Source organism: Rhodanobacter glycinis (genome assembly GCF_006438785.1).
Classification (GTDB): Bacteria; Pseudomonadota; Gammaproteobacteria; order Xanthomonadales; family Rhodanobacteraceae; genus Rhodanobacter; species Rhodanobacter glycinis_A.
In genome coordinates this window covers 14,794-41,334 of sequence record NZ_RCZB01000009.1, presented here as the reverse complement: position 1 = coordinate 41,334, position 26,541 = coordinate 14,794, and the positions used below count along the sequence as shown (strand labels likewise).

Sequence of the window (26,541 nt, the reverse complement as noted above, 5' to 3'; positions counted from 1 at the left end):
ATGGCCAGCATCATGCGCATGGAGAAGGAAGAAAAGCGCGCCAGTATCGCCGAAGCCGATCGACAGAGCATCGCCGCGTTCATCGAACGGGTGTGGTCGGAGGACGGCCTGGCCGATCGCACGCTGGAGGCGTATCGGCGCGATCTGGAAGCACTGGCCGGCTGGCTGGCCGGCCGCAGTCGCAACCTGCACACGGCCCGACGCGAGGATATTTCCGCGTATCACGGCGCGCAGTCCGTCGCGGTGCGCTCGATCGCGCGGCGACAGTCGGCATTCCGTCGCTACTACGCATTCCTCGCGCGCACCGAGCCGGGCTTTGCCGATCCGACCTTGCTGATCGAGCGCCCGAAGATGCCGCGCAGTCTGCCCAAGGCGCTGGCCGAACGCGAGATCGAAAGCCTGCTCGATGCGCCCGACATCACCACTACGCTGGGCTTGCGCGATCGCGCGATGCTGGAGCTGATGTACGCCTCCGGCTTGCGCGTGTCCGAACTGGTCGAGCTGCCGCTGGCCGCGCTGAATACGCGCCAGGGCGTGCTGCGCGTCACCGGCAAGGGCGGCAAGGATCGGCTGGTGCCGGTCGGCGAGCTGGCACTGGAACGCATCGGCGCGTATCTGGCCGACGTGCGGCCGGCGCTGGCCAAAGGCCGGCAACCGATGGCGCTGTTCCTCAGCAAACGCGGCGAAGGCATGACCCGGCAGATGTTCTGGACCCTGGTGAAACGCTACGCGCTGAAGGTCGGCATCAACCCGAAACGCATCTCCCCGCACGTGCTGCGCCATTCGTTCGCCACGCATTTGCTCAACCACGGCGCCGACCTGCGCGCCCTACAGATGTTGCTCGGCCACAGCTCGCTCAGCACCACGCAGATCTATACGCTGGTGGCGAAGGAAGGGCTGAAGCGGCTGCATGCGCAGCATCATCCGCGCGGTTGAGTAACATGTGCCAAACGAGCAATAGGCGGTGAACTCATCGTTGGCTTGCCTGCAAGCTCGATGAGCCGTACAGGAATACATTTTTGATTGGAGTACGTGCTGCTGGGGATAGAGCACTGCCTGATCAAGTTATGTCACTCGTGGATCCGCGGCATTTTCGGGCTGCATCAGCGATGTATTGCGAGCGTGCACTTTCGCTGCGTGAAGTTTCGGCAGCCTGAGTGCTATCTGTGAAGCTCTATAGCGACCATCTGTCGCAACGTGCGCTTGCATAAGACATCCAGGCCATTCGCAATTATTTGCCATCCACCAGCAATATCTTGCTCGTTGACAATTCGGTAATCGAAGTTCGAATCTCCTCGCAGGGAATCTGGCGCGATGTCGGACAGGGGAAACACATGAAGTTGAATTGGCAAGGGAACTGCCTATCGGCAGTCGCGTGGGCTTCGACTGCGATACAAGACAAAGGAGGAAACTTCAGAGCCAGTGCGCTATGGCCATGGGTTCGAATGACGGCCTTGCACTTTGGCGCTCTACTCGCGGTTGCATTTCTTCTTTTATGTTTTCCGCGACCATCGCAGGCGGTTTATGCCGTCAAGTGTTACGGGCCTACCAGTACGAGTGTTGCTGGTGGCCCTCCGCTAGTTACGCCTGGATTTTGCGATTGGACTTGGTATGGCGACGGCGGTGGCGGCAGCGACCATGCCGCGGGCCCGGATGGGAATATAGGTCCGCACGGCGGTGGTACCGCCCATACGTCCGTCAACAAAGACTCTGCAGCCCAAAAGAAGAACGACCCCAACCCCTGTCCAGGCAGAAAGGGCGACCCGGTCATCCTGAGTTCCGGCGCCAAAGTAGACACGATCACCGATTTCGTCGAACCCGGCGAAATGGGCCTGACTTTCGAAAAGTATTACAACTCCCGTTATTCCTGTGTGGGTACCAGCTCGCCATGCACGACGAGCGTGGGAACGTGGACCACCAATCTGGATTACAAACTGGATCTCATCTGTTATTCGGAGAGTACGGGGGGTAATCCGGATCGCCCCATTCGTTGCGGACCGGTGACCTTTACACGGCCCGACGGATCCAGTCTGAATTTCCAGTCCACGACGGCCTTTTTCGGGGCACCGGACGGGGAGCCCGTTCCTGGCCCCTTCAATGCCGTGGGTACCGCCACGCTGACGAACAATGGCGATGGCACCTACACCTTGCGCGATGAAAACGCCCAGGCGCTGACCTTCGACAGCCAGGGCAATCTGCTTTCGATCAAGGACTCTTCAGGCATCGGCTGGACACTGACCCATCCCGACGGCAACACCACCGTCGTCACGCACACGAATGGGACGTCATTCAAGGTCGCCTTGGTCGCTGGATCGGGTGGAACCTACGGGTCGGCCAAGCAGATCAATGTGACCGATCCCGCCGGTGACGTGTACGTCTACCAGTCGACCGTCGGGGTATGGGATGGCTTCACGAACCCCGTCAGCCATCTCGGTGTGATCAGTTCCGAAACGCTTCCGGGATCTCCAAGCACCACGATTTCGTACAAATATCTGCCAGACGACACCATGACCGGTGTCGTGGCTCAAATGGCCGAGGTCGACTACAACGGCGTGGCCCATGACGTCACCACTTATGACAGTGCCGGCCGCGCCAACATGACCAGTCTGGCCGACGGTAGCGAAAAGACTTCGATGGTTTATGGCTCGAACGCCACGGGACCGATGGCGACGGTGACCAGCCCACTGAACCACGTGAGCGTCTACCAGTTCAACAGCGCCGGGCTGCTGGTTTCCATCGCGGGGCAAGCCTCTGAAGGCTGCGCGGCCACCTTTGCCAGCAATGCCTACGACGCCAACGGCTTCATGCAGTCGTCCACGGACAACAACGGCAACGTCACCCAGTACACCTACGACGCCAGCGGGCTGCTGCAGAAAAAGGTCGAGGCGTTCGGAACGTCCGTACAGCGCACCACGGACTATGTCTGGGATACCGCACCGGGTACGGATCGGCTGTTGTCCGTCACGGTCGAGGGCTGGTCAAAGACAGCCTATACCTACGACGCGCAAAATCTCATGGCGTCCGAAGTGGCGACCAACCTGTCGGGGCGCGGCAACGCAAACCAAGCGCTCACCACGACCTATACCCGGACGTTCTACGGCAACGGCCTGGTGAAGACTCTGACGGTCACGCCTCCGTCGGGCAGCAACACAGAGGTCGTCACCTATGACACCTTCGGGCGTGTGACCGCCGTCGCCAACGGCCTCGGCCAGACCACCATCTACAGCAACTACAACGCGCTGGGCAAGCCCGGAACGGTCGTCGGCCCGAATGGCGATACAACCGATTACACCTACGACGCACGTGGCCGGATTGCCAGCATCGTCCGGCATCCCAACGGCGTGGCGGCGACCTGGACATACGTCTATGACGGTTTCGGCCTGCCAGCCGGCGAAACCGACCCGGATGGCAAAGTCACCACTTGGAACCGTAACGCGACAACGACGCGTATCGCCACCATCGTGTGCAACGACAAGGACGGGACCTCCACCGAGAGCTTCAGCTACGACGCCAACGGTGACGTCACCGGTCATACCGCCTCGCGCAATGGCACCACCAGCCTGTCCGAGACGCTCAGCTACGACGTACTGGGGCGTGTCCATCAGCGCTTGGGCATGCATGGCCAGACGCTGACCTATGGCTACGACGGCAATGGCAACGTGATCTCGGCCACCGATGCCGCGGGTCACTCCGTCAGCATTCAGTACGACGCGCTCAATCGGTTGACCCGCAAAACCTCGAGCGGTGGCGCCAGCCCACTGTTGCCCAGCGCCGCGCCTGCCCTCAGCGCGCCGGCGAACAGCAGCAATGGCAGCTACAGCGTGAGTTGGGGCACGGTCAGCGGCGCCACCAGCTACATCTTGCAGGAGCAAGTCAACGGCGGCGCCTGGGCGACGGTTCAGAGCAGCGCCGCCACCAGTTGGGCCGCCAGCGGCAAGAGCAACGGCAGCTACGGCTACCACGTGCGGGCCTGCAACAGTTCTGGTTGTAGCCCGTGGAGCAGCGTGGCCAGTGTGACCGTGCTATTGATTCCGCCGCCGCCGACGCCGGCCAGCATCAGTGTGCCGGCGGCCAGCAACGGCCCCATCACCATCAGCTGGGCGGCCAGTGCGACAGCGACCGGCTATGACCTCTACCAAGAGATCAATAGCACCGACTGGCGGCAGGTCTATAGCGGAGCTGGGACCACGACGACCATGCAGGCAAGCGTTTCGGGCAACTACAACTATTGGGTGGCGGCCACCAATGCCAGCGGCTGGAACGGCGTTCTCAAAGCTAGTGGCACGGTTATCGTCACGCTCCCACCCGCCAGCGCCCCGGCGATCAGCTTGCCGGCGACCAGCATCAATGGCAGTTACACCGTGAGCTGGACGGGTGTGGGCGGGGCGACCAGCTACACCTTGCAGCAGCAGGTCAACGGCGGTGGCTGGACCACGGTGCAGGCCAATGGCAGCAGCAGTTGGGGTGCCAGCGGCAAGGGCAACGGCACTTATGGCTACCACGTCCAGGCATGCAATGCGGGCGGATGTGGGCCATGGAGCGGTACGGGCAGCATCAGTGTTCTTCTGGTGCCTGCAACGCCGACCGGGCTGTCTGCCACGCTTTATGCCACCTATGACAGAACCATGCGGCCACCAACGAGATACTCGCTGGCCGCGTCATGGCCAGTCGTGGCCACTGCTTCGAGTTACAACTTCCAGAACTGCCAGCAAAGTGGCGTCTGCGGCACAACAACCACAACGACAACATCCATACCCGAATTCTACGTGGGTGGACCGACCCTCTCGGTCACGCTCCAGGCGTGTAATGCGAGTGGGTGCTCGGCGTGGAGCGCGCCGGTGACACCGACCACGGTGAATCAGTGAAGGCGGGGCCGATGAAAGGGCGCCCTTACGCGACAACCGTCGCCGAGGCGATCCTGCAGCTGGCGATCGAACCAGGCTGGCATCAGCGCGAGCCATCAAGGTGGCGTCACGGGACGCTTACGAGGGAACTCATGAATAGCAGGAATGCATTGGTGCGTGGCATGGGGCGCAACACCGGTCTGGCGCTGTTGTTTGTCTTGGGGAGTTTCGGCGTCGCCATGCCGGCGCTGGCCACGACCACGGTCACCCAGTACACCTACGACGCCGGTGACCACGTCGCCAGCGTCACTGATCCGCGCCAGTTGGTCACGACCTATGCCTACGATGGCCTGGGTCAGTTGTGGCAACGGGTGAGTCCGGATACCGGCACCACCACCTACAACTATGACGGCTACGGCCGGCTTAGCAACATGACCCGCGCCGACAACACCCTGACCAGCTACGGTTACGACGGGCTCAATCGCATCACCAGCGTCACTGCCGGAGGCCAGACCCAGACCTTCACTTACGACACCTGCACCCACGGTCTCGGCAGGCTGTGCGCCGCGGCTGACGCTACCGGCACCACGTCCTACAGCTATAGCCCCGAAGGCTGGCTCACCGGTCGCGGCTTCTCCATCAGCGGCACCACGTACTCGCTGGGTTACAGCTACAACTCGCTCGGCCAGATAGCCAGCGTGGTCTACCCCGATGGTAACCAGGCCATCTATAGCTACACTCAAGGCGTCGTCTCGGGTATCACGCTCAACGTGGGCGGCACTAACGTCTCCGGCGCCAGCGCCATCACGTACCTACCGATGAATGCCGGCATGAGCAGTTGGACGTCCAGCAACGGCGTGGTCAACTCGCTCAACTACGACACCGACGGCCGCTTGACCGGCATCAGCGCGGGAAGCGTGCAGAGTCTGGACTTCAGCTATGACGCTGTCGACCGCATCGTCGCGGTCACCAACGGCGTTGATGGCTCGGTGAGCCAGAATTTCGGCTACGACGACGAGTCGCGCCTGCTCTCGCTATACAGCGGAGCAGACATTGAAAGCTACCAGTACGACCTCAACGGCAACCGCACCAGCCAGGTGGTCAACGGCACTTCGACGCCCAGCACGGTGAGCCCTACCAGCAACCAACTCGCCAGCGTTGGCGCGCAGTCGTACGGCTACGACGCCAAGGGCAACACGACGACGGTAGCGGGCGCGGCCACCTATCACTACGACGCGTTCAACCGGATGGACAGCGCCGGTGGCATGGCTTACTACGTGAACCCGGAAGGGCAGCGGCTGCGCAAGTCGGGGGCGGCGGGGACCAGTTACTTCGCGCCGGACCGTGGCGGCGCGATGCTGGCAGAATATAGCAGTGGCGGCTGGATCGACTACGTATGGCTCAACGGACGGTTGATTGGGCGTGTGGCCGGCGGTCAGCGCTACGCGATTCACGACGACCAAACAGGGCGGCCGGAAGCGGTGACGGATGGCAGCGGCGCGGTGGTGTGGCGGGCGCAGAACTTCGCGTTCACGCAGAAAGTCACGAATGCGGGCATCGTGCTGAATCTGGGCTTCCCGGGGCAGTACTATGATGTGGAGACGTCGGCGTGGAATAACGGGTTTAGGGATTACAAGTCGGGGCTGGGGCGGTATGTGGAGAGTGACCCGATCGGGTTGGGGGGTGGGGTCAACACTTACGCCTATGTCGGGAACAACCCGCTGAGCTATGTCGATCCGCTCGGCCTAGTTAATCCAGATCAGCCTAGTCCAGTCACTGCATTGGAAAACGCGATCCTTGAAGGAAACGTTGATCAAATCGAAATGCTTGAGGAGGCAGCGGGTGTATCGGACAACGGTGCACTGAGCCGTGCGGCCGCCAATGCGAACAAGATCAATCATATATTTAATGATCCCGGGCACAAATTAGATGCCGTTGTTAAGACATGCGGATCCAAAGGGCAGGCACTGAAGCAAATTACAGATGCTGCGATAAAGTCATTTTCGGGCGCAGCAGACGGAGTCAAGACAGTGTTTGTAGTGAATGTAAATGGAATTGACATTACAGTGTCAGGAGTTGGGGTGAATGGCTTGTTTAGATTAGGGACGGCATATATCCCATGATTAATATGTCTCCACTTGAAAAAGATATCATAGTGAAGATACTTGATCTTCATTTCCATACACCAGGCTTGACTAAACACATTGTCGAATCTTTGGTCGTTAAGAGCAGAAAATTTAGCTTGGATGTCTTAAATAAAGAAAGGTGTGCTGGATTCTATCTGCATTTCAACGATAACAGTTTGCTAAGTGAATTTGAGAGCTTGCCGCGTCAAGTTAGCATCCATGTTAATCACCCCGGATTGCCAACAGGTGGGGATTTTCTTTTGTTCTTAACTTCAGTCGGCGGCGTTGATTTTTTAGAAGCGAGTTTTTATGGCGATGTGTTGCCTATTTCAGAAATAATGAGTGCGAATCACGCCTTTCAGATCGATGAGTAGCGGAGAGCTGGGGTCAGCAACCTCGGGGCCAGTCCCGCCGACTATCCGTGGTCAAGCTACGCGAGCAATGCGCTGGCCGTGGTCAGTCCACTGATTCGACCCCACCCGTCCTATGTGGGCCTCGGCGCCAACCCGGCCGAACGCTGTGCGGCTTATCGCGCCCTTGTCGAGCAGGCCATCGTGCCCGATGAACTGGACAGCATCCGGCTGCATCTGCAGCGTCAGCACGCGTATGGAGCCGATTGCTTCCGCGCCGCGATCGAGGCCCAACTTTCACGCCGGGCCGGTCCCGCCAAAATCGGCAGACCCAGAAAATCCGCACCATCCTCGGGAAGTCCAGCCTGACCCTTGCTTTTGTTAGGTAATCCCCCCACTTTTCACTGACATCAAAAGTGGGGCTAAGCGGCGAGTGCCAATTTCTGCATCGGCGTGATGCCACCGAGCGCCATATTCGGACGCTCATGGTTGTATGTCCATAGCCAGCGGGTGGCCATGTCCTGCACCTGTTCGATCGAGTCGAACAAGGTTCGTGCAAGCCAGGCATAACGTACCGTTCGGTTGTAGCGCTCGACGTAGGCGTTCTGCTGTGGCTTGCCCGGCTGGATATGGTCGATCCGGATGTTGCGCTGTACGGCCCAGCCCAGCAAGGCGCCGCTGATGTATTCGGGCCCGTTGTCACAGCGGATCGCGACGGGCTTGCCACGCCATTCGATGATCTGCTCCAGCGCGCGGATCACGCGGGCCGCAGGCAGCGACAGATCGACCTCGATGCCAAGCCCTTCGCGGTTGAAGTCGTCCAGCACATTGAACAGCCGGAAGCTGCGCCCATCGCTGAGCTGGTCGTGCATGAAGTCCATCGACCACACCTGGTTGATCGCCTCAGGTACCGCCAATGGCTCGGGCCGCTCGCGCACGATCCGTTTCCTGGGCTTGATCCGCAGGTTCAATTCGAGCTCCCGATAAATTCGATAGACACGCTTGTGGTTCCAGCCGAAGCCCTTGATGTTGCGCAGATGCAGGAAGCACAGGCCGAAACCCCAGTCGCGATAGGCGGTGGTCAGCCGGATCAGCCAGTCGGCGATCCGCGCATTCTCCTCGCTCGCCTTGGCCTGGTAGCGATAGTCGGTCTCGCTCAATGCGAACGTCTGGCAGGCGTGCCGGATACTCGTGCGCCCCTTCTCCACCGCCCATCGGGCCATCTCCCGGCGTTGAGATGGCCTCACCATTTTTTTGCCATCGCCTCCTTCAGCAGCTCGGCACTGAGCTGCGCATCGGCGTACATCTTCTTCAGGCGCCGGTTCTCGTCCTGCAGTTCCTTGAGCTGGGACATCAGCGACGCATCCATGCCGCCGAACTTGCTGCGCCACTTGTAGAACGTCGCCGAGCTGATGCCGTGCTCGCGGCACAGCTGCGGTACCGGCGTGCCGGCCTCGGCTTGCTTGAGCACGGCCAGGATCTGGCTGTCGGTAAATCGGGACTTTTTCATGGAACCTCCTCGGGAAAGACTACGAGAAAATTCCACTTTTGGCGTCAGCTAACCTGCGGGGGGATTACCGTTACACGTCGGCCCACATGCGCAGCAGGTTTGCATGCGATTTGCTGATGGCGTCGAACGTCGCGCTTTTGCCTTCGCGGCTGAAGATCTGCCGTTTGGCGTTGTCCAGGTCCCACAGCAGTTCGCGTTTGCCGGCATCGCGTACCTGGCTCTGCACCCAGATGACGGCGGCATAACGTGCGCCCTGGGTTACGGGGCTGACGTGGTGCAGGGAGTTGGCCGGGTAGGCGATGGCGGCTCCGGCGTCCAGCTTGAATCCGCATTCCATGCCATTGGCATCCACGACCAGATCGCCGCCGTCATAGGTTTTCGGGTCGGACAGGAACACGGTGATCGCCACGTCGCTGCGCACCGCACTGCCGATGCCACCCATCACCGGCGCATCGACATGCGGGCCATAGGTCATGCCGACGTCATAGCGGTTGAACAGGACCTGGGTCGTTGCGGTCGGCAGGGTGGCCATTTGCAGCATGGCACTGCGCAAAAAGGCGGTGCTCACGATGTCCTGCAGCTTGGCGTAGCTCTCGGTGTTGATGGCGACCTGCAGGTTCTTCTTGACCTCGCGTGCCGACCAGCCAGCCGTGCTGGCGCCGTCGACGAACGAAGCGTCACGAAGTTCGTTGCGTATCGCGCCGAGTTCCTCGGCGGTCAATACGTTGGGAGCACAAATGATCAAGATGACTCCGTCTGCCGGTTCGAACCCTTGGGGGGAAGCCAGTGCACGGTAAGAGGGCGATGAGCCGTCTCGGGAGCCTGGAACGTGGAAATTTACCATCGAACGGCGCCATGTTCACTGTTGTGCCGATGCAGGAGGCATCTTTTTGCCGCGGTGGTCCCCAGCCACGTCCGAGGAGGGTTCAGCCGCCTGTGCGAGAATGCGGCTCTTACCGTCGCAGCGTGCGCGCGGATCAGATCGAACGAGGTTGGTGATGTTGAAGAAACTGTTGCTGGCGCTATGCATCGGCGGACTTTCATCGAGCGCCGTTGCAGCCGAAAGTGGCGCGATGCCTGTTGTCGGCGCAACGGTGACGCCGGCCGCCGCGCAGATGGTGCGGCAGGCAGTCAAGAACCTGTCGGCAAATGTCCAGGTCGACTCGATCGAGGTGGCGCCGATACCCGGCTTCTACCAGGTCATCGCCGCCGGCCAGATGATCTACGTAAGCACCGACGGCAAGTACCTGATGCACGGCGATGTGATCGACCTGAGCCGGCGCCAGAACGTCAGCGATTCCGCCTGGAGCCGCTTTCGCAAGGACGAACTGGCCAAGGTGCCGGCGTCCCAGCGGATCGTGTTTGCGCCGCCGCATCCGAAATACACGATCAGCGTGTTCACCGACGTCAACTGTGGTTTCTGCCGTGCGCTGCACGAGCACATGGCGGCGTTCAACAAGGAAGGCATCGCGGTGGAATATCTGGCATGGCCGCGCGAAGGCCTGACCACCACCGCCGGGCGACCGACGCCGACCTATACCGAGATGGTGTCGGTATGGTGCGCCAGCGACCGCAAGGCCGCATTTACCGCCGCGAAGGAAGGCCACGCGCCACCGCCGGCGACGTGCGCCAACCCGGTCAAGGACCAGTTCAATCTCGGCCTGAAGCTGGGCGTCACCGGCACGCCGATGATCATCGGCCCGGACGGCAGCGAGCTGGGCGGCTACGTCACCCCGGAACAGCTGCTGCAGGCGTTGCAGAAGGGCAGCTGAGGTCCATCGGCCCGGAAGGGCTGTGCGGGGCGGGTTTGGGCTGGCGGTTATGCCGTATTGCAGCATCGGCTAGAATAGGCGTTTCCTTCGCACAGCAGCCGTTCCCCGCATGATCGTACTCGACGGGCAGAGCGCCCTCTCGCCGTTTCGCCTCGAACGTCTGAATGCCCGCCTGGATGCTTTGCATCGCGGCGTGCGCGTCCAGGCGTCGTGGTTCGTCTACTTCATCGACGCCGATGCGGCGCCCGAGGGTGCGTTGCGCCAGCGGCTGCTGGCCGTGCTCGAAGCGAAGGATGCCGCGCCCGAATCGGCCACGCTGTGGGTGGTGCCGCGGCTGGGCACGATCTCGCCATGGTCGAGCAAGGCCACCGACATCCTGCACGGCGCCGGTTTCGACGTGCGCCGGGTGGAACGCGGACTGGCCTGGCAGGTCGCCGGCCTGCCGCCGGCCGAGGCGCCGGACCACGCGGCGATCATGGCCGTGCTGCATGACGCGATGACGCAGTCGGTGCTGGAGCGGATCGAGGACGCCCAAGGCCTGTTCCTGGCCGGATCGCCCGGCGATCTGGTGCATGTCACGCTCGGTGCGGATCCGCAGGCGGCACTGGCCGAGGCGAACGCGCGGCTGGGCCTGGCGCTGGCCGACGACGAGATCGAATACCTGGTTGCGCGTTACGCCGAACTCGGTCGCGACCCGACCGACGCCGAGCTTTTCATGTTTGCCCAGGCGAACTCCGAGCATTGCCGGCACAAGGTGTTCAACGCCAGCTGGACGGTCGATGGCGAGGAGCAGGACAAGACCCTGTTCGGCATGATCAAGCACACCCATCAGCATTCGCCCGCGCATACCTTGTCCGCGTATTCGGACAACGCCGCGGTGATCGAAGGCAGCACCGGCAAGCGTTTCTTTGCTGACCCGACCGATGGTGTGTGGCGCGGCCACGAGGAGCGCATCGACTTCGCGATCAAGGTGGAGACGCACAACCATCCCACCGCGATCGCGCCGTGGCCGGGTGCGGCCACCGGCGCCGGTGGCGAGATCCGCGATGAGGGCGCCACCGGTCGCGGCGGCAAGCCGAAGGCCGGCCTCACCGGTTTCTCGGTGTCCGACCTGCGCATCCCCGGCCATCCGCAGCCGTGGGAAGTGGAGCGCCCGCTGCCGCCACGGATGGCTAGCGCGTTCGAGATCATGCGTGATGGCCCGCTCGGCGCCGCCGCGTTCAACAACGAATTCGGCCGTCCGTGCCTGGGCGGCTATTTCCGCAGCTACGAGCACGAGACCGGTGAAGCCGGCCTGCGCCGCGGCTACGACAAGCCGATCATGCTGGCCGGCGGGCTCGCGAACCTGCGTGCTGGCCACGTGCTCAAGCGCGCGGTGCAGCCGGGCAACAAGGTGATCGTGCTGGGCGGCCCGGCGATGCTGATCGGGCTGGGCGGCGGCGCGGCCTCGTCGGTCGCCGGCGGTGCGTCGAGTGCCGAACTCGACTTCGCCTCGGTGCAGCGCGACAACGCCGAGATGGAACGGCGCTGCCAGGAAGTCATCGACGCCTGCTGCGCGCGCGGCGAGAACAATCCGATCGTCAGCGTGCATGACGTCGGCGCCGGCGGCCTGTCCAACGCGATTCCCGAACTGCTCAATGACGCAGGCGTCGGCGGCGTGATCGATCTTTCGAAGATCCCCTGCGACGATCCTTCGCTGTCGCCGATGCAGGTATGGAGCAACGAGTCGCAGGAACGTTACGTGCTGGCGATCGGCCCGGAAAACCTGGCCGAGTTCGAGGCGATGTGCGTGCGCGAGCGCTGCCCGTACGCGGTGGTCGGCGACGCCACGGTCGAACGCCAGCTGGTGCTGACCGATCCGCGCCGCGAGCTGAGCGTGATCGACCTGCCGATGGACGTGCTGTTCGGCAAGCCGCCGCGGATGCATCGCGACGCGAAACGGATCAAGCCGCGCATCGACCTGTTGCCCGATCTCACCGGCATCGGCATGGACGAGGCGCTGCTGCGTGTGCTGCGTCTGCCCACGGTGGGCAGCAAGAATTTCCTGATCACCATCGGCGACCGCACCGTCGGCGGGCTGAACCATCGCGATCCGATGGTTGGTCCGTGGCAGGTGCCGGTGGCCGATTGCGCGGTGACCATCGCCGATTTCGATGGCTATGCCGGCGAGGCGATGGCGATGGCCGAGCGCGCGCCGGTGGCGCTGCTCAACAGCGCCGATGCGGCGCGGTTGGCGGTCGGCGAGGCAATCACCAATCTGGCCGCTGCGGCGATCGACAACCTCGGCGAGATCCGCCTGTCGGCGAACTGGATGGCCGCGGTCAACCATCCCGGCGAAGACGCTGCGCTGTTCGATGCGGTCAAGGCGATCGGCATGGAACTGTGCCCGCAGCTGGATATCTCGATCCCGGTCGGCAAGGACTCGCTGTCGATGCAGACCGTGTGGCAGGACGGCAACACGCAGCAGCGCACGGTGTCGCCGGTGTCGCTGGTGATCACCGGGTTCGCCCGCGTCAGCGACGTGCGCCGCACGCTCACGCCGCAGATCAGGCTCGATCGCGGCAACTCGATGCTGTGGCTGATCGATCTGGGTGCCGGACGCGATCGCCTCGGCGGCTCCGCGCTGACCCAGGTATTCAACCGCTCCGGTGGCGTGCCGCCGGATCTGGACGATGCAAAGCGATTGAAGGCGCTGTTCGAGCTGGTCCAGGAGGCGAACGCGAACGGCCTGCTGCTGGCCTATCACGACCGCTCCGATGGCGGCGCCATCACCACCTTGCTGGAGATGGCCTTCGCCGGACATTGCGGCCTGGAAATCCATCTGGACGGCTGGGCCGAGGCGACCTTGCGTGCGTTGTTCAACGAGGAACTCGGCGCGGTGATGCAGGTGGCCGAGGCGAACCGCGAGGCGTTCGAGGCGCTGCTGGTCAAATACAACCTGGCCGGCATCAGCTATCGCATCGGTCGACCGAAGGAGAAGCTCGGCATCAAGCTGTTCCTCGGCGACGACACCTTGTTCAAGTGGAACTGGAGCACCCTGTTCAAGGCGTGGAACGAGACCAGCTACGCGATGCAGCGCCAGCGCGACAACCCGCAGAGCGCGGATGCCGAACACGAATGGCGACTCGACGATGCCGATCCGGGCATCACGCCGAAGCTCAGCTTCAATCCGGCAGAGGACGTGGCGGCGGCACTGATCGCCAGCGGCGCGCGTCCGCGCATCGCAGTCCTGCGCGAGCAGGGCGTCAATGGCCAGGTCGAGATGTCGGCCGCGTTCACCCGCGCCGGTTTCGATGCGGTCGATGTGCACATGTCCGATCTGGCCAGCGGCCGGATCAAGCTGGCCGACTTCCGCGGCTTCGCGGCCTGCGGCGGTTTCTCCTACGGCGACGTGCTCGGTGCCGGTCGCGGCTGGGCCACATCGATCCTGTACAACGAGATGCTGCGTGCGCAGTTCGCCGCGTTCTTCGCCGACGAGACGAAGTTCGCGTTGGGTGTGTGCAACGGCTGCCAGATGCTGGCGCAGCTGAAGGAGATCATCCCCGGCGCGCAGCATTGGCCGAAGTTCCTGCGCAACGCGTCGGAGCAGTACGAGTCGCGGCTGGTCACGCTGGAGATCCTCGATTCGCCGAGCCTGTTCTTCAAGGGCATGACCGGCTCGCGGATTCCGGTGGCGGTGGCGCACGGCGAAGGTCGGGTCAGTTTTCCGCAGGCGTGCAGCCCGTCCAAGTCGAGCGGCGCGGTGCGCTTCGTCGACAACCGCGGCAAGCCGACCGAGAACTTTCCGCTCAACACCAATGGCTCGCCCGGTGGCCTGGCCGGCTTCACCGCCGCCGATGGCCGCGTGACGATCATGATGCCGCACCCCGAGCGCGTGTTCCGCAGCGTGCAGCTGAGCTGGCATCCGGAACAGTGGGGCGAGGACTCGCCGTGGATGCGCATGTTCCGCAATGCGCGCGTGTGGTGCGGCTGATCGCACATCGCGTAACGCGGCGCTGAGCAATGGCCCGGCGCCGCTGGCTGATGCGGAATCCGCTGCTGCCGGCGCTGGCGTGGCTCGTCTTGCTGGCTCTGTTGCCGTGGTGGCTCGGCCTGCCACTGCTGTTCGCGCTGGTGGCCGCCGTACCGTTGCTGCAGCAACGGCTCGCCGCCGGGCATGTCGGATGGATCCGGCGCGGGCTGCGCTGGGGTTTGCCGGGTGTGCTGTTCGCGTTGCAACGGGCGCTCGGTGGCGATGCGTTTGCCTGGGGCGCGGCCTTGCTTGGTGCGCTGGCCGGATACACGCTGCTGGCCGGATGGGAGGCGTGGCTGGATCGCGACCTGCGCCGTGCATCGATGACACCGGCAGCTGCCGAATGGCCCGAATTGGCAAACGCGCCAATCGGCCCGCCCGCAGAAATCATCGAGTTGCAACTGCCCTTCTGGCAGCACGCCGATGACACGCTGATCGACCCGTGCGGCGGCCGCGTGGATCATCGCCACGGCAGCTATCTTTTTGCCGATGGCAGCGTGATCGATGGCGTGGGGCCGCAGATGGCATTCAGTCCCGCTGGCCGCTGGTTTGCGGCGCACACCGACAACGGCCGCGGCATCGTGCTGTGGGATCGCGAGCGTAACCGGCAACACCGCCTGCGCGGCTGGCAATTGTGCGGCTGGTATCGCGAGCAACCGTGGCTGTTCCGCCGCGATGGCGATATGCCGCAGTCCCTGCCGGCCGTGCTGGGTCAGCACGACGAGGACTGATCGCGCTGTCTGCGCGCCTGTTGCTGCATGAATTTTCCGGTTCATTTTGCGGATGCCGGTTCTCCCGTTGGGGATCTCCGCGCATACTTGCGCGGTGGCCATGACCGACTCCAACTACTCCCCCTTTTCGCTGGCACTCAGCGTGATCGTGGTGTCCGCCGACAGCGGCCCCACACAGCGGGAGTGCGTGCGCTCGGTGCTGGCCAGCAGCTTGTCGCTGGAGCTGATCCTGATCGACAACGCCTCGCGTGACGGCATACCGCCGGCCATCGAGCGTGCGCATGCGCACGATGCGCGGTTCAGGGTGATCTACAACCAGCGCAACCTGGGTTTTGGCCCGGCAGTGAACCTTGCCGCCAAGCAGGCGCATGGCAAGGCACTGCTGGTGCTCAATCCCGATTGTGTGCTGCGTGAGGACGATTTGCGCCGTCTGCTGGCCCTGCTTGCCGCCAGGCCGAAGGCCGGCCTGATCGGCGTGGTGGTTGGCGATGCCGAGGGCAACCCTGATCCCGCTTCGTGGCGACGCGATCCGCTGCTGCGGCGCTCGCTCAACAGCCTGCTCGGCCGCCCCGGCGAGAAGATCAACGTGGAGCAGGCGATCCCCGCCGAGGTGATCGAGGTGGAAGCGGTGTCCGGTGCAGTGATGCTGTTGCCGCGCGAGATATTCCAGCGGCTCGGTGGTTTCGACGAGGGCTACTTCCTGCATTGCGAAGATCTGGATCTGTGCCGGCGCGTGCGCGACCTCGGCTATCAGGTGCTGCTCGCTGGCGATATCCACGTGCAGCACGGCAAGGGCGGCTCCAGCCGGCACCGGCCGGTGTTCGTCAGCCGCTACAAGCATCGTGGCATGTGGCGCTGGTTCCGCCAGCACGATCAGGCGGCGCGCAACCCGCTGGTGGCCTGCGCGGTCTGGCTGGGCATCTGGACGCATTTCCTGCTGCAGATTCCCGGGCAGCTGTGGCGGCGGCTGTTGCGTCGATGACGGCGTCGCGACGGATCACCGCGCTGGCGACCCTCGGGCTGCTTGCGATGACCGCCGTATGGGGCTCGACCTTCGTGCTGATCAAGGACGTGGTCGCGCGCATGCCGGTGGCGGATTTCCTGGCCGTGCGTTTCGCGATCGCCGCGCTGGTGATGCTGTTGTTGTTTGCCCGGCCGGTGCTGCGGCTAGGTCGGCGGCAGGTCGCACGTGGCCTGCTGCTCGGCGTGGTGTACGGCGCTGGCCAGTTGCTGCAGACCTGGGGGCTGTCGCTGATCGCGCCCAGCGTCAGCGGCTTCGCCACCGGCATGTATGTGGTGTTCACGCCGATCCTGGCGATGCTGCTGCTGCGCCAGCGCATGGCCGGCTTGGTGTGGTTGGCGGTGCTGCTGTCCACGGCCGGGCTGGCGCTGCTGTCGCTCAACGGCGTCTCGGTCGATCTCGGCGTGTGGCTGACACTGGCGTCGGCCGCGCTGTATGCGCTGCACATCGTCGGGCTCGGCCAGTGGTCGCGCAAGGGCGAGGCCTTCGGCCTGTCGGCGGTGCAGATGATGGCGATCGCGCTGGTCTGCCTGCTCGCCACCGCGCCGCATGGGCCGATGCTGCCGCCTGATCACAGTGCGTGGTTCGCCGTGCTGTACATGGCGCTGATCGCCGGCGCCGGTGCGATGCTGATGCAGACCTGGGCACAGTCGCACCTGCCGGCCACCCGTGCCGCGATCGTGATGACCACCGAGCCGGTGTTCGCCGCCGCCTTCGCGGTGGCGTTGGGCAGCGACATGCTGGGCTGGCGCATGGTGGTCGGCGGCGGGTTGATCCTGGCCGCGATGTATCTGGTCGAGCTGATGCCCCGTCGCGGCGGCATCACCAGCGAACCACCGAGCGAGGCAGTGCATCACGAAGTGTGAGCCGCCTCAGTCCGTTTTTCGGGGCTGCAGCGCGACGCGCACCAGGTAGACGATGATCGCCACGTTGCCCACCAGCGTGGCCAGCTTGAGCCAGCCGAAGTGATACAGCGTTTCGTACAGTTCCAGCGGGATCAGCGAGCCGGTGGCGATCACCGTGAACCATTCTGCCCAGCGCTTGCCCAGCCACAGGCCGATGCCCTCGATGCCGAAGATCAGCGCATAGGCCAGTGCCACGATGCCGATAGCCTCGAATTTGCTCGGGCCCATATCCTGCAGCAGGTCGACCAGCTTCCAGCGCAGGCCGTTGCTGTCGGCCAGCGACAGATGCTCCAGCCAGTGCATCAGGTGGTCGAAGTTCTGCGTACGGTTCAGATGAAACGCGGCGAGCGCCACTAGGATCAGGCCGATCGTCTTGATCGCCTCGTAGATCGCGATGACGCGCAGGCCGACGCCGTGCCGGGATTCGCTTGGCGGGATCAGCTTCATGCAGGGAGCGCCGGAGTAGCGTTCATGGCGGGCGATCGAAAAGGGAGGGCCATTGTCGCCGCCATGGCGTGATTGGTCGAGGTGGCTTGCGGCATCGCTTGACGCCACCGCGGGTGATCGGCACGCTGCGGCGATGAATCTCTTGCTGTTACGCAATGCGCAGGTCCATGCGCCCGAACCGTTGGGACTGCAGCATCTGCTGCTGGGCGGTGGTCGCATCCTGTGGATGGGTGCGACGCTGTCCGAACTGCCCGCCGCGCTGGCGGTGCAGACGATCGACCTGCAGGGGCGCCGGCTGATTCCGGGGCTGATCGATGCGCATGTACACGTAACCGGTGGCGGTGGCGAGGCGGGCTTCCGCACGCGCGTGCCGCCGCTGGGCGTGTCGCGCTTCACCCGCGCCGGCATCACCACCGTGGTCGGCCTGCTCGGCACCGATGATGTGGCGCGCGGGCCGCGCGACCTGCTGGCGACGGTGTATGCCTTGCGCGAGGAAGGGCTCACGGCGCTGGCGTTCACCGGTGGTTACCACGTGCCGCCACGGACGTTGACCGGCACGGTGCGTGGCGATCTGGTGTTCATCGAGGCGCTGATCGGCATCGGCGAGGTGGCGATCAGCGATCACCGCTCCAGCCAGCCCACCCTCGACGAATTGTTGCGGCTCGCTGCCGACGCGCACGTCGCCGGACTGATGACCGGCAAGGCCGGCGTGCTGCACCTGCATCTGGGTGACGGGCCGCGCGGGCTGGAGCTGGTGCGCCGCGCGCTGGAGCAGAGTGAACTGCCGCCGCGCGTGTTCCATCCGACCCACGTGAACCGGCGCAAGGCGCTGTTCGACGAGGCGCTGGAACTGGCCGGGCGCGGCTGCACGATCGATCTCACTGCGTTTCCGGTCGAAGAGGGCGAGGATGCCTGGAGCGCGGCTGATGCGCTGATGCGCTACCTCGACAGCGGTGCGCCAGCCGAACGCATCACGGTCAGTTCGGATGCCGGGGGTTGCCTGCCGGTATTCGATGCCGAGGGTCACGTCTGCCGCATGGGCGTGGGCGAATCCGGCGCGCTGCTGGAAACCCTCAATGAAGTGTTGAAGCGCGGTGTGCCGCTGGAGCGCGCGTTGCCTGCGTTCACCACCAATCCGGCCAGGTTGTTGCGGCTGCCGGCCAAGGGCCGGATCCAGGTCGGCGCCGATGCGGATCTGGTCGCGCTGGACGCCGCCGGCGCCGCGCATGATGTAATGGCCAGTGGCGTCGTGCATGTGCGCGACGGTCACATCGAACATCGCGGCACGTTCGAGAACGCCATCTAGACGTTCGATGCGTCAGCATGGATCGGATGATCCGCCGGACTCAGAGAACCGCATGAAATCGAAAGAAGACGAGAACCAAATGAGTCCCAGCAGGGTGGTGGAAGGGGAGCAGCGCGGCTGGATCGTGCCGATCGGCGGCGCCGAGGAGAAAGAGAACGATCCACGCATTCTCGAGCGCTTCGTCCAACTGTGCGGCGGCAGCGCCGCGAACATCGTGGTGATTCCCACGGCGAGCCAGCTGGCCGATACCGGGCCGCGTTACGAGAAGCTGTTCGTCGGCCTGGGTGCCGGCGAGGTCGGCGTGCTCGACTTCGACATGCGCCGCGACGCGGTGGAAAAAAACCGGTTGCAGCGGCTCGACCAGGCCACCGGCATCTTCTTCACCGGCGGCAACCAGCTGCGGCTCTCCACCATGCTCGGCGGCACACCGGTGGCGCAGCGCATCCGCGCGTTGAACGCCCGGGGTGTGCATGTGGGCGGCACCAGTGCGGGCGCCAGCATCCTCAGCGAGCACATGATTGCGTTCGGCAAGGAAGGCCTGTCGCCCACCGCCGGCAGCGTGCGGCTGGCGCCGGGGCTCGGGCTCACCAATCGCTTCATCATCGATCAGCATTTCAGCCAGCGTGATCGGCTCGGCCGGCTGATGGCCGCGCTCGCATACAACCCCTACGCGGTGGGCATCGGACTTGACGAGGACACCGCGGCGTTCATCCGCCCGGACAATACCGTGGAAGTGGAGGGCAGCGGCGCGGTGACCGTGCTGGATGCGGGCAACCTGCAGTTCTCGTCGATGGCCGATGCGGGCGAGCACGACACCGTGTGCATGCTTGGTATGACCATCCATGTGCTGATCGCCGGTGCCACCTTCAACATGCAGACGCGCCACGCCTCGGCGGGTACGCTGGCGACACCGAAGCAGACGGCTTGAAGCGAGTCTTCGACGCCACTCTCACCCTGAAGCTTCAGCCGAAACCCTTGTAAGAAGCGAGCCTCAGGCTCAAGGATAAAGCCCATGCGCATTCTGGAACGTTCCGTTTTTGTCGGCCCGTCGCTGTATGCGCATTTCCCGGTGATCCGGCTCGAACTCGATCTCGGCGAACTCGAAAAGTGGCCGACCGGCAAGCTCGGTGCCGCATTTGTCGATGGCTTGGTCGCCGCGTTGCCGGGGCTGGCCGAGCATGGCTGCTCATATCGTGAGCCCGGCGGCTTCATCCGCCGCATGCGCGAGGGCGAAGGCACCTGGCTCGGCCACGTGCTCGAACACGTGGCGATCGAGTTGCAGAACGTCGCCGGTGAAGACGTCACCTTTGGCAAGACGCGCAGCGCCGACAAGCCTGGCGTGTATTCGGTGGTCTACGAATATGTGCAGAAAGAGGAAGGTATCGCTGCCGGCGAGCTGGCCCTGCGCCTGCTGTCTTCATTGCTGCCGGCGGAACTGCAGCCGCGCGGCAGCGTACCGGAAGGCTGGGAGTGGACGAGCGCACGCGACGAGTTCATCCGCTACGCGCAGCGTCGAGCGCTCGGCCCATCTACCGCCTCACTGGTTCGCGCGGCGGAGGAACGCGACATTCCCTGGCTGCGACTCAACGAGCAGTCGCTGGTGCAACTGGGGCATGGCAAATACCAGCAGCGTATCCAGGCCACGGTGACCGGGCGCACGCCGCACATCGCGGTCGAGCTGGCCAGCGACAAGGAGGAGACCAACAAGATCCTCGCCTCGCTTGGTCTGCCGGTACCGAAGCAGGAACTGGTGCAGAACGAGGACGGCGCATTGCGCGCGGCACGCCGGCTCGGCGTGCCGGTGGTGACCAAGCCGTTCAATGGCAACCACGGCCGCGGCATCTCGATACATCTGATGACCGATGAGGAAATCGTCGAGGGCTTCAAGGCCGCGCGCGAGCATTCGCGTTCGGTGATCGTGGAGAACTTCCTCAGCGGCGATGATCACCGCCTGCTGGTGGTCAACGGCGAGCTGGTCGCGGCGACGCGGCGCACGCCCGGTCATGTGGTCGGCGACGGCAACAGCACGATCGCGCAACTGGTCGAACTGGTGAACGCCGATCCGCGTCGCGGCATCGGCCACGAGAAAGTGCTGACCCGGCTGGTGCTCGATGCACAGGCCGAGATGATGATGGATCGCGTCGGCTATACCGCAGAATCGGTGCCGCAGGAAGGCGAGACCGTGTTCCTGCGCTCCACCGCCAACCTGTCCACCGGCGGCACCGCCACCGACGTCACCGACATCATCCATCCGGACAACCGCGACATGGCGGAGCGCGCGATCCGCGCGATCGGGCTGGACGTGGGCGGCGTGGATTTCCTCACGACCAATATCGCTGAGAGTTACAAGAGCATCGGCGGCGGCATCTGCGAGGTGAATGCCGCGCCGGGCTTTCGCATGCATGTGAGCCCCAGCGAGGGCACGCCGCGCGACGCGGCCGGGCCGGTGATCGACATGCTGTTTCCGCCCGGTTCGCCAGCGCGGGTGCCGATCGCCGCGCTCACCGGCACCAACGGCAAGACCACCACCGCGCGCATGCTGGCGCACATCACCAAGATGGCCGGCTATACGCCGGGCCTGACCACCACCGACGGCGTCTACATCGACGGCCAGCGCACGGTCGAGGGCGACATGACCGGGCCGGTGTCGGCGCGCATGGTGCTGTCCGATCCGCAGATCGACATCGCCGTGCTGGAGACCGCGCGCGGTGGCCTGCTGCGCGCCGGCATGGGCGTGGCCAAGGTCAACGTCGGCGCGGTGCTCAACGTGCAGTCCGATCATCTGGGACTCAAGGGCATCGACACGCTGGAGCAGCTCGCCGAAGTCAAGCGCATCGTGGTCGAGGTGGCCACCGATTGCGCGGTGCTGAACGCGGACGACCCGCTGGTGCTGAAGATGTCCGGCTACACCGACGCCAAGGTGATCTGCTACGTCACCATGAATCCCTCGCACGCGCTGGTGCGCGAGCACGTGCGTGCGGGCGGCCGTGCCTGCGCGCTGGAAGCCGGCGTCAACGGCGCGATGATCACGCTGTACGACAAGGGCAGCCACATCCCGCTGCTGTGGACGCACCTGATTCCCGCCACGCTGGAAGGCCGCGCGCTGCACAACGTGCAGAACGCGATGGTCGCCGCGTCGATGGCGTTCTCGCTGGGCATCAAGCTCGACGCGATCCGCCAGGGCCTGCGCACGTTCGACACCACGTTCTTCCAGGCGCCCGGGCGCATGAACGTGTACAGCGAGCATCCGTTCAAGGTGCTGTTCGATTACGGCCACAACGCGCACGCGGTGGCGGTGATGGCCGACCTGGCCGGGCGCCTCGATACGACGGGTCGGCGCATCGTGGTGCTGGCCGGTCCCGGCGACCGCCGCGACGAGGATCTGGTCGCGATCGCCGACGCCGTGGCCGGCCGTTTCGATCACTACATCTGCCGCCGCGACGATGCACTGCGCGGACGCGATGGCGACGAGGTGCCGGGTATCCTGGCGCGCGCGCTGCGCGCGGCGGGTGTGTCGGACGCGGCAATCTCGATCATCCCGGACGAGCAGAAGGCGATCGATGCCGCGCTGAACATGGGTCGCTCAGGCGATCTGCTGCTGGTGTTCGCCGACGCGCTGGTGCGTTCGTGGAAGCAGATCATCAAGTTCCGTCCCGAAGGCACGCCCGAACTCCGCGCGGAATCCGGCGCGGCGCCGATCACGCCGCCAGTGACCGAGGCGGCGTTCGACGAGTCGAGCTTTGCCAATCTCGGTGACGTGGTGCGCGACGAACGCGGCGTGCGTTTCTCGCGCGAGAGTGACGATTGAGCATTCTGCCCGCTGCGTTGCCGTTCGACGATTCGCGTCGCCTCACCGGTTGCAACCTGTACTTCGATGGCGCTGGCGCGGTGCTGGAAACCGTCGGTGTCGCCATCGACGACGCGCTGCTGGAGGGCTGGCGCACGCGCTCGGCACTTGCCTGCCATGCGCTCGGCTGGGCTGACGCGCCGCCTGTCGTGCGTCGTCATGCCAGTGGCGCAGCGCTCGCCTTCGAAGCGCCGATCGACCAGCTGTTCAGCGCGACCGAAGTGAACGAATGGGCGTGGCTGGCGACGCTCGCGGTCGTGCTCGCGATGGATGTGGGACTGCATGCGCCGGGCCATCCCGCCGCCTGGGACGAAGCTTCCGCGCTGCACACGCTGCGCGCGTCCGCCGCTGCCGAGCGACGGCCCGAACTGCCGGTTCTGCTGCAGGCCGCCGAGGCGCACGGGCTCACCGTATTGATCGACGACGAGGTGTTCTCGATCGGCGAAGGGACGGGCGTCCGCAGCTGGCCGCTGAAAAATCTTCCTGCCGTCGACGCCGTGCCGTGGCCCACGTTGCACGATATTCCGGTGGCGCTGGTGACCGGCTCCAACGGCAAGACGACGACGGTGCGACTGCTCGCCGCGATGGCGCATGCGCATGGCTGGCACGCCGGGCACAGCTGCACCGATGGCGTGTTCGTCGATGGCCGCGCGATCGACTCCGGCGACTTCTCCGGTCCCGCCGGTGCGCGCGAAGTGCTGCGCCAGCCGCAGGTCGAGGTCGCCGTGCTGGAGACCGCGCGCGGCGGCATCCTGCGCCGCGGCCTCGCCGTGCAGCACGCGAACGTGGCGGTGGTCACCAACGTCAGCGACGATCATTTCGGCGAATACGGCATCCACGACCTGGATGGCCTGGCGACGGTGAAGCTCACCGTGGCGTGCGCGCTCGGCGCCGATGGGCTGCTGGTGGTGAATGCGGACGATGCCGTGCTGGTCAGGCAGGCCGCTGCGTTGTCGGTGCCGCTTGGCTGGTTCGCGCTGGACGACGCGCATCCGCTGCTGCGCGCCGGGCGCGAACAGCGTGGCAGCACCTGCGGCGTGCACGATGGCCGTCTGCACTTGTTCCAGCACGGCGTCGATCACGACCTGGGTGTGGTCGCGCAGATGCCGCTGAGCTTCGCCGGCAGCGCCGGCTACAACATTGCGAATATCGCCGCTGCTGCATTGGCTGCCGCGGCGCTCCGCATACCCGCCGATACCATCGCCAGCGTGCTGGCGCGCTTCGGCAGCGCGCATGCCGACAATCCCGGCCGCCTGCAGCACTGGCGCTTCGGCGCGCTGCAGGTGTTCGTCGACTACGCGCACAACCCGGAAGGGCTGCGCGGTTTGCTCGGCGTCGCGACGGCATCGCCGGGCCACGGACGTCTCGGCCTGGTGCTGGGCCAGGCGGGCAATCGCGAGAATGCCGACATTCGCGAGCTCGCCGCCGTCGCCGCCGGCTTTCAACCGCAACGCGTGGTGCTGAAGGACATCGACGGGTTCATGCGTGGTCGAGTGGCCGGTGAGGTCGCGGGTATTTTGCGCGATGCGCTGGTGCACAACGCGGTGCCGGTGGAGGCGATTGTTGAATGCCTCGACGAGCTCGACGCGGTGCGCGGGTTGCTTGCGTGGGCGCGCGATGCGGATGTGCTGGTGTTGCCTACGCATGGTGTGCAGGCGCGACAGGCCGTCGTCGAATTGCTGGATGGGTTGCAGGCCACGGGCTGGTCTGCAGGTACCGCGCTGCCCGAGAATTAATCCAGGCCGGGTGCGCGCGAGAGCAACAATCTGCCTGTGGGAGCGACTTCAGTCGCGATGCTCTTGCTCTAACGCCCGTGTAGGAGCGCACCCTGTGCGCGATGCTCTTGCTCTGATGTATCCGGCGTCTGGTTTCTCTCGAAAGGCGACAGCTTTCACCCTCCTGCGGAGGGCGAGTTACTTCTCTTTTGCTTGTCCAAAAGAGAAGTAACCAGCAACTGTCTTGAGCGTCTGTCGCGATGGCGCCGTGGTGGCGGCGAGTCGCTCGTCGCGCAATCGGGCGTTGAGTACGACCAGGAGCTTTCGCATTGAGGCGATGAGCGCGACCTTGGGCGGCTTGCCACGGGCCTTCAAGGCCTCATAGAGAAAACGACACCCCACTTGGCGCTTGCCGGGCATCCATGCCCGGCAAGTCCGTGAGCTGGGGCCGGGCTTTTCGACAGCACATCCCTGTGCTGGCGAAAAGGAGGCGACCTCCTGTCGACTCCCGCTACGCGGCCTGTCGTCCCCACCTCACCGCCGCACAGGGGCCCCGAGTAAAGCAGCGGGCCATCCTGGCCCGCATTCAGTGTGCTGCTGCGCGGTAGCGAGAGCTGAGGAGCCAAGAGCAAAAAGTCCCGCTTCGAGCGGGACTTTCCATGGTTGCGAATGTCTCAGTTCGGCTAACTCCGGTCACTGGCTCGTCCAATGGAAGCGCCACAAAGCAGACGGTAGAGGGCGAACTCAATTCTGAAGTGCACCACTCCAAGCGGTAGGGCGACGCATGTCCGGCGGTCCGCAAGTGTCGGTCCTTGCCATTCACGGCGTGATGGAAGCGACGGACTGCTGGCCTGATGCCCGGCTTTCGCGCGCCCTGGCCAGGGCGCGGAAGTCCCGGGGCGGCATGTCATACGCGCGGCGGAACGCGTGGTTGAAATCCGCCGCACTCCTGAACCCCAGGCCGTAAGCGATCTCCACGACCGGTGCCTTCGGGAATCGGATGAGTTCGTCCGCGGCCTCGCGCAGCCGGCGATTGCGGATGTAGGTGGCCAGGCCGCCTTCATGCTCGAACAGGCGATACAGCGCGGCGCGGGACAGCCGCGATGCATCGACGATGCTCTCCAGCGATAGTTCCGGCTCGTGCAAGTGGTGCTCGACATGCCGCCGTACCCTCCCGAACACCGCCGCGCGGATCGCGGCGCGCGCGTCGCCACTCAGGCCGCACTGTTTGGCGAAGGCCCCGACGATCAGTTGCGCGCATGTGGCCATCATCGAGCGGGCTTCAGCCCCGCTCATGGTATCGATGCTGCTGGAAAGCGCCTCCAGTTCGCCGAGAAACATGCGCGCGCGCGGCGATGCGTAGTCGATCACGCGGCCATGCAGCGATTCCGCATCGGGCAGCACCGATTCCACCAGTGCGCGCGGCAGGAACAAGGCCATGACCTGGCTCCTGTACTCCCGCTCCATGCGCATCGACTGGCCCATGTCCAGCGCCAGGATGCCCGGCCGGGATTGCAGCGCCTTGCGCCGCGGATACAGACCGGTTGTGGTTTCGACGCAGCCCCCCGCCAGCAACACGTGAAAAACATAATCGCGCATGGTGTCCGTGGAAATTTGTGGCGCCGTGCGGGTCTGCGTGATCGGGTCGGTGCAGGCGTGGAGAAACGTCATGCCATCGACCCGGTAATGGTCGAGCGTGGCGCGAAACCCGTCAGCCACCTGTGCGTGCGACACCGCTATATCGAGAAAAGAGGAGGTTTGATCACGCCACGCCACCAGTTGCTGCGTTCGTGCGACGTCGCATGTGCTGAAGTGGTGGTGGATCGGCGCGCGAACGCTTGCCTCGACCTCGACATGGCTTGTGCTGTTGCTGGTCATCCCGGGCCCCCGTCCGCGCGCGCTCATGCTACAGGACGCGCGCCCGCTTTTATCCCCGCATGTCGCCGCCTGTCGTG

The 26,541-nt window shown here is 64.5% G+C and carries 18 protein-coding genes and 1 pseudogene; 14 read left to right on the top strand and 5 right to left on the bottom strand.

What is annotated here, in order from left to right; translation table 11 throughout:
* Positions 1-18 precede the first annotated feature (18 nt).
* The 5 genes from xerD (at position 19) to EAH75_RS19400 (ending at position 7,689) form a co-directional block, all read left to right on the top strand.
* The gene (gene xerD, locus EAH75_RS19420; protein ID WP_140656458.1) at positions 19-936 is read left to right on the top strand and encodes a site-specific tyrosine recombinase XerD; all 918 of its coding nucleotides are present in this window, start codon (positions 19-21) and stop codon (positions 934-936) included.
* Positions 937-1,334: 398 nt separating this feature from the next.
* On the top strand, positions 1,335-4,865 hold the full coding sequence (locus tag EAH75_RS19415; protein WP_241668999.1) for a DUF6531 domain-containing protein: 3,531 nt from the start codon (positions 1,335-1,337) through the stop codon (positions 4,863-4,865).
* Complete coding sequence (locus tag EAH75_RS19410; protein WP_140806559.1) at positions 4,826-6,967, top strand: RHS repeat-associated core domain-containing protein; 2,142 nt, start codon at positions 4,826-4,828, stop codon at positions 6,965-6,967. The genes EAH75_RS19415 and EAH75_RS19410 overlap by 40 nt, the downstream gene beginning before the upstream one ends.
* Positions 6,964-7,344, top strand: a complete 381-nt coding sequence (locus EAH75_RS19405) for a hypothetical protein (protein ID WP_140806558.1) — start codon at positions 6,964-6,966, stop codon at positions 7,342-7,344. The genes EAH75_RS19410 and EAH75_RS19405 overlap by 4 nt, the downstream gene beginning before the upstream one ends.
* 78 nt (positions 7,345-7,422) lie before the next feature.
* Positions 7,423-7,689 (top strand): hypothetical protein, encoded by a 267-nt coding sequence (locus EAH75_RS19400; protein WP_194150636.1) that lies wholly within the window; start codon positions 7,423-7,425, stop codon positions 7,687-7,689.
* Positions 7,690-7,742: 53 nt separating this feature from the next.
* Here the strand turns inward: EAH75_RS19400 and EAH75_RS19395 are convergent.
* Together EAH75_RS19395 and EAH75_RS19390 are read right to left on the bottom strand one after the other, a co-directional pair.
* Positions 7,743-8,830, bottom strand: a protein-coding gene (locus EAH75_RS19395) for an IS3 family transposase (protein WP_241668998.1) whose coding sequence is annotated in 2 segments (ribosomal slippage) — positions 7,743-8,578 and positions 8,578-8,830 — 1,089 coding nt in all. Because the reading frame shifts where the segments join, the coding sequence is not laid out codon by codon here.
* A gap of 70 nt (positions 8,831-8,900) precedes the next feature.
* Entirely contained in the window at positions 8,901-9,575 is a 675-nt protein-coding gene (locus EAH75_RS19390; protein ID WP_140806557.1) for a Fe2+-dependent dioxygenase, read from the bottom strand.
* Between the two features lie 253 nt (positions 9,576-9,828).
* Here EAH75_RS19390 and EAH75_RS19385 point away from each other — a divergent pair, with 253 nt between their 5' ends.
* From EAH75_RS19385 to EAH75_RS19365, 5 genes are all read left to right on the top strand, one after another.
* Positions 9,829-10,602 carry a DsbC family protein gene (locus EAH75_RS19385; RefSeq protein WP_140806556.1) on the top strand — a complete coding sequence of 258 codons (774 nt, stop codon included), beginning with the start codon at positions 9,829-9,831 and terminating at the stop codon, positions 10,600-10,602.
* Positions 10,603-10,711: 109 nt separating this feature from the next.
* On the top strand, positions 10,712-14,575 hold the full coding sequence (gene purL, locus EAH75_RS19380) for a phosphoribosylformylglycinamidine synthase (protein ID WP_140806554.1): 3,864 nt from the start codon (positions 10,712-10,714) through the stop codon (positions 14,573-14,575).
* Between the two features lie 29 nt (positions 14,576-14,604).
* Positions 14,605-15,345 (top strand): hypothetical protein, encoded by a 741-nt coding sequence (locus tag EAH75_RS19375; protein WP_140806553.1) that lies wholly within the window; start codon positions 14,605-14,607, stop codon positions 15,343-15,345.
* Positions 15,346-15,445: 100 nt separating this feature from the next.
* Positions 15,446-16,327, top strand: coding sequence for a glycosyltransferase family 2 protein (locus EAH75_RS19370; RefSeq protein WP_140806552.1), 882 nt, complete (start codon positions 15,446-15,448; stop codon positions 16,325-16,327).
* A complete protein-coding gene (locus EAH75_RS19365) occupies positions 16,324-17,232 on the top strand; it encodes a DMT family transporter (RefSeq protein WP_140806551.1) in 909 nt (302 codons plus the stop codon). Before EAH75_RS19370 ends, EAH75_RS19365 begins: the two co-directional genes overlap by 4 nt.
* Positions 17,233-17,238: 6 nt before the next feature.
* On the opposite strand, the gene EAH75_RS19360 is transcribed toward EAH75_RS19365, so the two are convergent.
* A complete protein-coding gene (locus EAH75_RS19360; protein WP_140806550.1) occupies positions 17,239-17,718 on the bottom strand; it encodes a DUF2127 domain-containing protein in 480 nt (159 codons plus the stop codon).
* 133 nt (positions 17,719-17,851) lie between these two features.
* Between EAH75_RS19360 and iadA the strand changes: the two genes are divergently transcribed.
* The 4 genes from iadA (at position 17,852) to EAH75_RS19340 (ending at position 24,607) form a co-directional block, all read left to right on the top strand.
* On the top strand, positions 17,852-19,024 hold the full coding sequence (gene iadA, locus EAH75_RS19355; protein WP_140806548.1) for a beta-aspartyl-peptidase: 1,173 nt from the start codon (positions 17,852-17,854) through the stop codon (positions 19,022-19,024).
* Positions 19,025-19,103: 79 nt separating this feature from the next.
* The gene (locus EAH75_RS19350; protein WP_140652025.1) at positions 19,104-19,952 is read left to right on the top strand and encodes a cyanophycinase; all 849 of its coding nucleotides are present in this window, start codon (positions 19,104-19,106) and stop codon (positions 19,950-19,952) included.
* An 84-nt stretch (positions 19,953-20,036) separates the two neighbouring features.
* Positions 20,037-22,832 (top strand): cyanophycin synthetase, encoded by a 2,796-nt coding sequence (cphA, locus tag EAH75_RS19345; RefSeq protein ID WP_140652026.1) that lies wholly within the window; start codon positions 20,037-20,039, stop codon positions 22,830-22,832.
* Positions 22,829-24,607 carry a Mur ligase family protein gene (locus EAH75_RS19340; RefSeq protein ID WP_240046222.1) on the top strand — a complete coding sequence of 593 codons (1,779 nt, stop codon included), beginning with the start codon at positions 22,829-22,831 and terminating at the stop codon, positions 24,605-24,607. The genes cphA and EAH75_RS19340 overlap by 4 nt, the downstream gene beginning before the upstream one ends.
* A gap of 177 nt (positions 24,608-24,784) precedes the next feature.
* On the opposite strand, the pseudogene EAH75_RS19695 reads toward EAH75_RS19340, so the two are convergent.
* Positions 24,785-24,964: pseudogene (locus EAH75_RS19695) on the bottom strand (hypothetical protein); the annotation flags it as partial.
* 441 nt (positions 24,965-25,405) lie between these two features.
* Positions 25,406-26,464: a helix-turn-helix domain-containing protein gene (locus tag EAH75_RS19335; RefSeq protein ID WP_140652030.1), complete on the bottom strand. Its 1,059-nt coding sequence runs from the start codon at positions 26,462-26,464 to the stop codon at positions 25,406-25,408.
* Between the last annotated feature and the right edge of the window lie 77 nt (positions 26,465-26,541).

Excerpts from the sequence above, each read along its gene's own strand:
- xerD (WP_140656458.1), top strand. The coding sequence starts at position 19 with ATGGAGAAGGAAGAAAAGCGCGCCAGTATCGCCGAAGCCGATCGACAG.
- EAH75_RS19415 (WP_241668999.1), top strand. The coding sequence starts at position 1,335 with ATGAAGTTGAATTGGCAAGGGAACTGCCTATCGGCAGTCGCGTGGGCT.
- EAH75_RS19405 (WP_140806558.1), top strand. The coding sequence starts at position 6,964 with ATGATTAATATGTCTCCACTTGAAAAAGATATCATAGTGAAGATACTT.
- EAH75_RS19385 (WP_140806556.1), top strand. The coding sequence starts at position 9,829 with ATGTTGAAGAAACTGTTGCTGGCGCTATGCATCGGCGGACTTTCATCG.
- purL (WP_140806554.1), top strand. The coding sequence starts at position 10,712 with ATGATCGTACTCGACGGGCAGAGCGCCCTCTCGCCGTTTCGCCTCGAA.
- EAH75_RS19375 (WP_140806553.1), top strand. The coding sequence starts at position 14,605 with ATGGCCCGGCGCCGCTGGCTGATGCGGAATCCGCTGCTGCCGGCGCTG.
- EAH75_RS19370 (WP_140806552.1), top strand. The coding sequence starts at position 15,446 with ATGACCGACTCCAACTACTCCCCCTTTTCGCTGGCACTCAGCGTGATC.
- EAH75_RS19365 (WP_140806551.1), top strand. The coding sequence starts at position 16,324 with ATGACGGCGTCGCGACGGATCACCGCGCTGGCGACCCTCGGGCTGCTT.
- EAH75_RS19360 (WP_140806550.1), bottom strand. The coding sequence starts at position 17,718 with ATGAAGCTGATCCCGCCAAGCGAATCCCGGCACGGCGTCGGCCTGCGC.
- iadA (WP_140806548.1), top strand. The coding sequence starts at position 17,852 with ATGAATCTCTTGCTGTTACGCAATGCGCAGGTCCATGCGCCCGAACCG.
- EAH75_RS19350 (WP_140652025.1), top strand. The coding sequence starts at position 19,104 with ATGAGTCCCAGCAGGGTGGTGGAAGGGGAGCAGCGCGGCTGGATCGTG.
- cphA (WP_140652026.1), top strand. The coding sequence starts at position 20,037 with ATGCGCATTCTGGAACGTTCCGTTTTTGTCGGCCCGTCGCTGTATGCG.
- EAH75_RS19335 (WP_140652030.1), bottom strand. The coding sequence starts at position 26,464 with ATGACCAGCAACAGCACAAGCCATGTCGAGGTCGAGGCAAGCGTTCGC.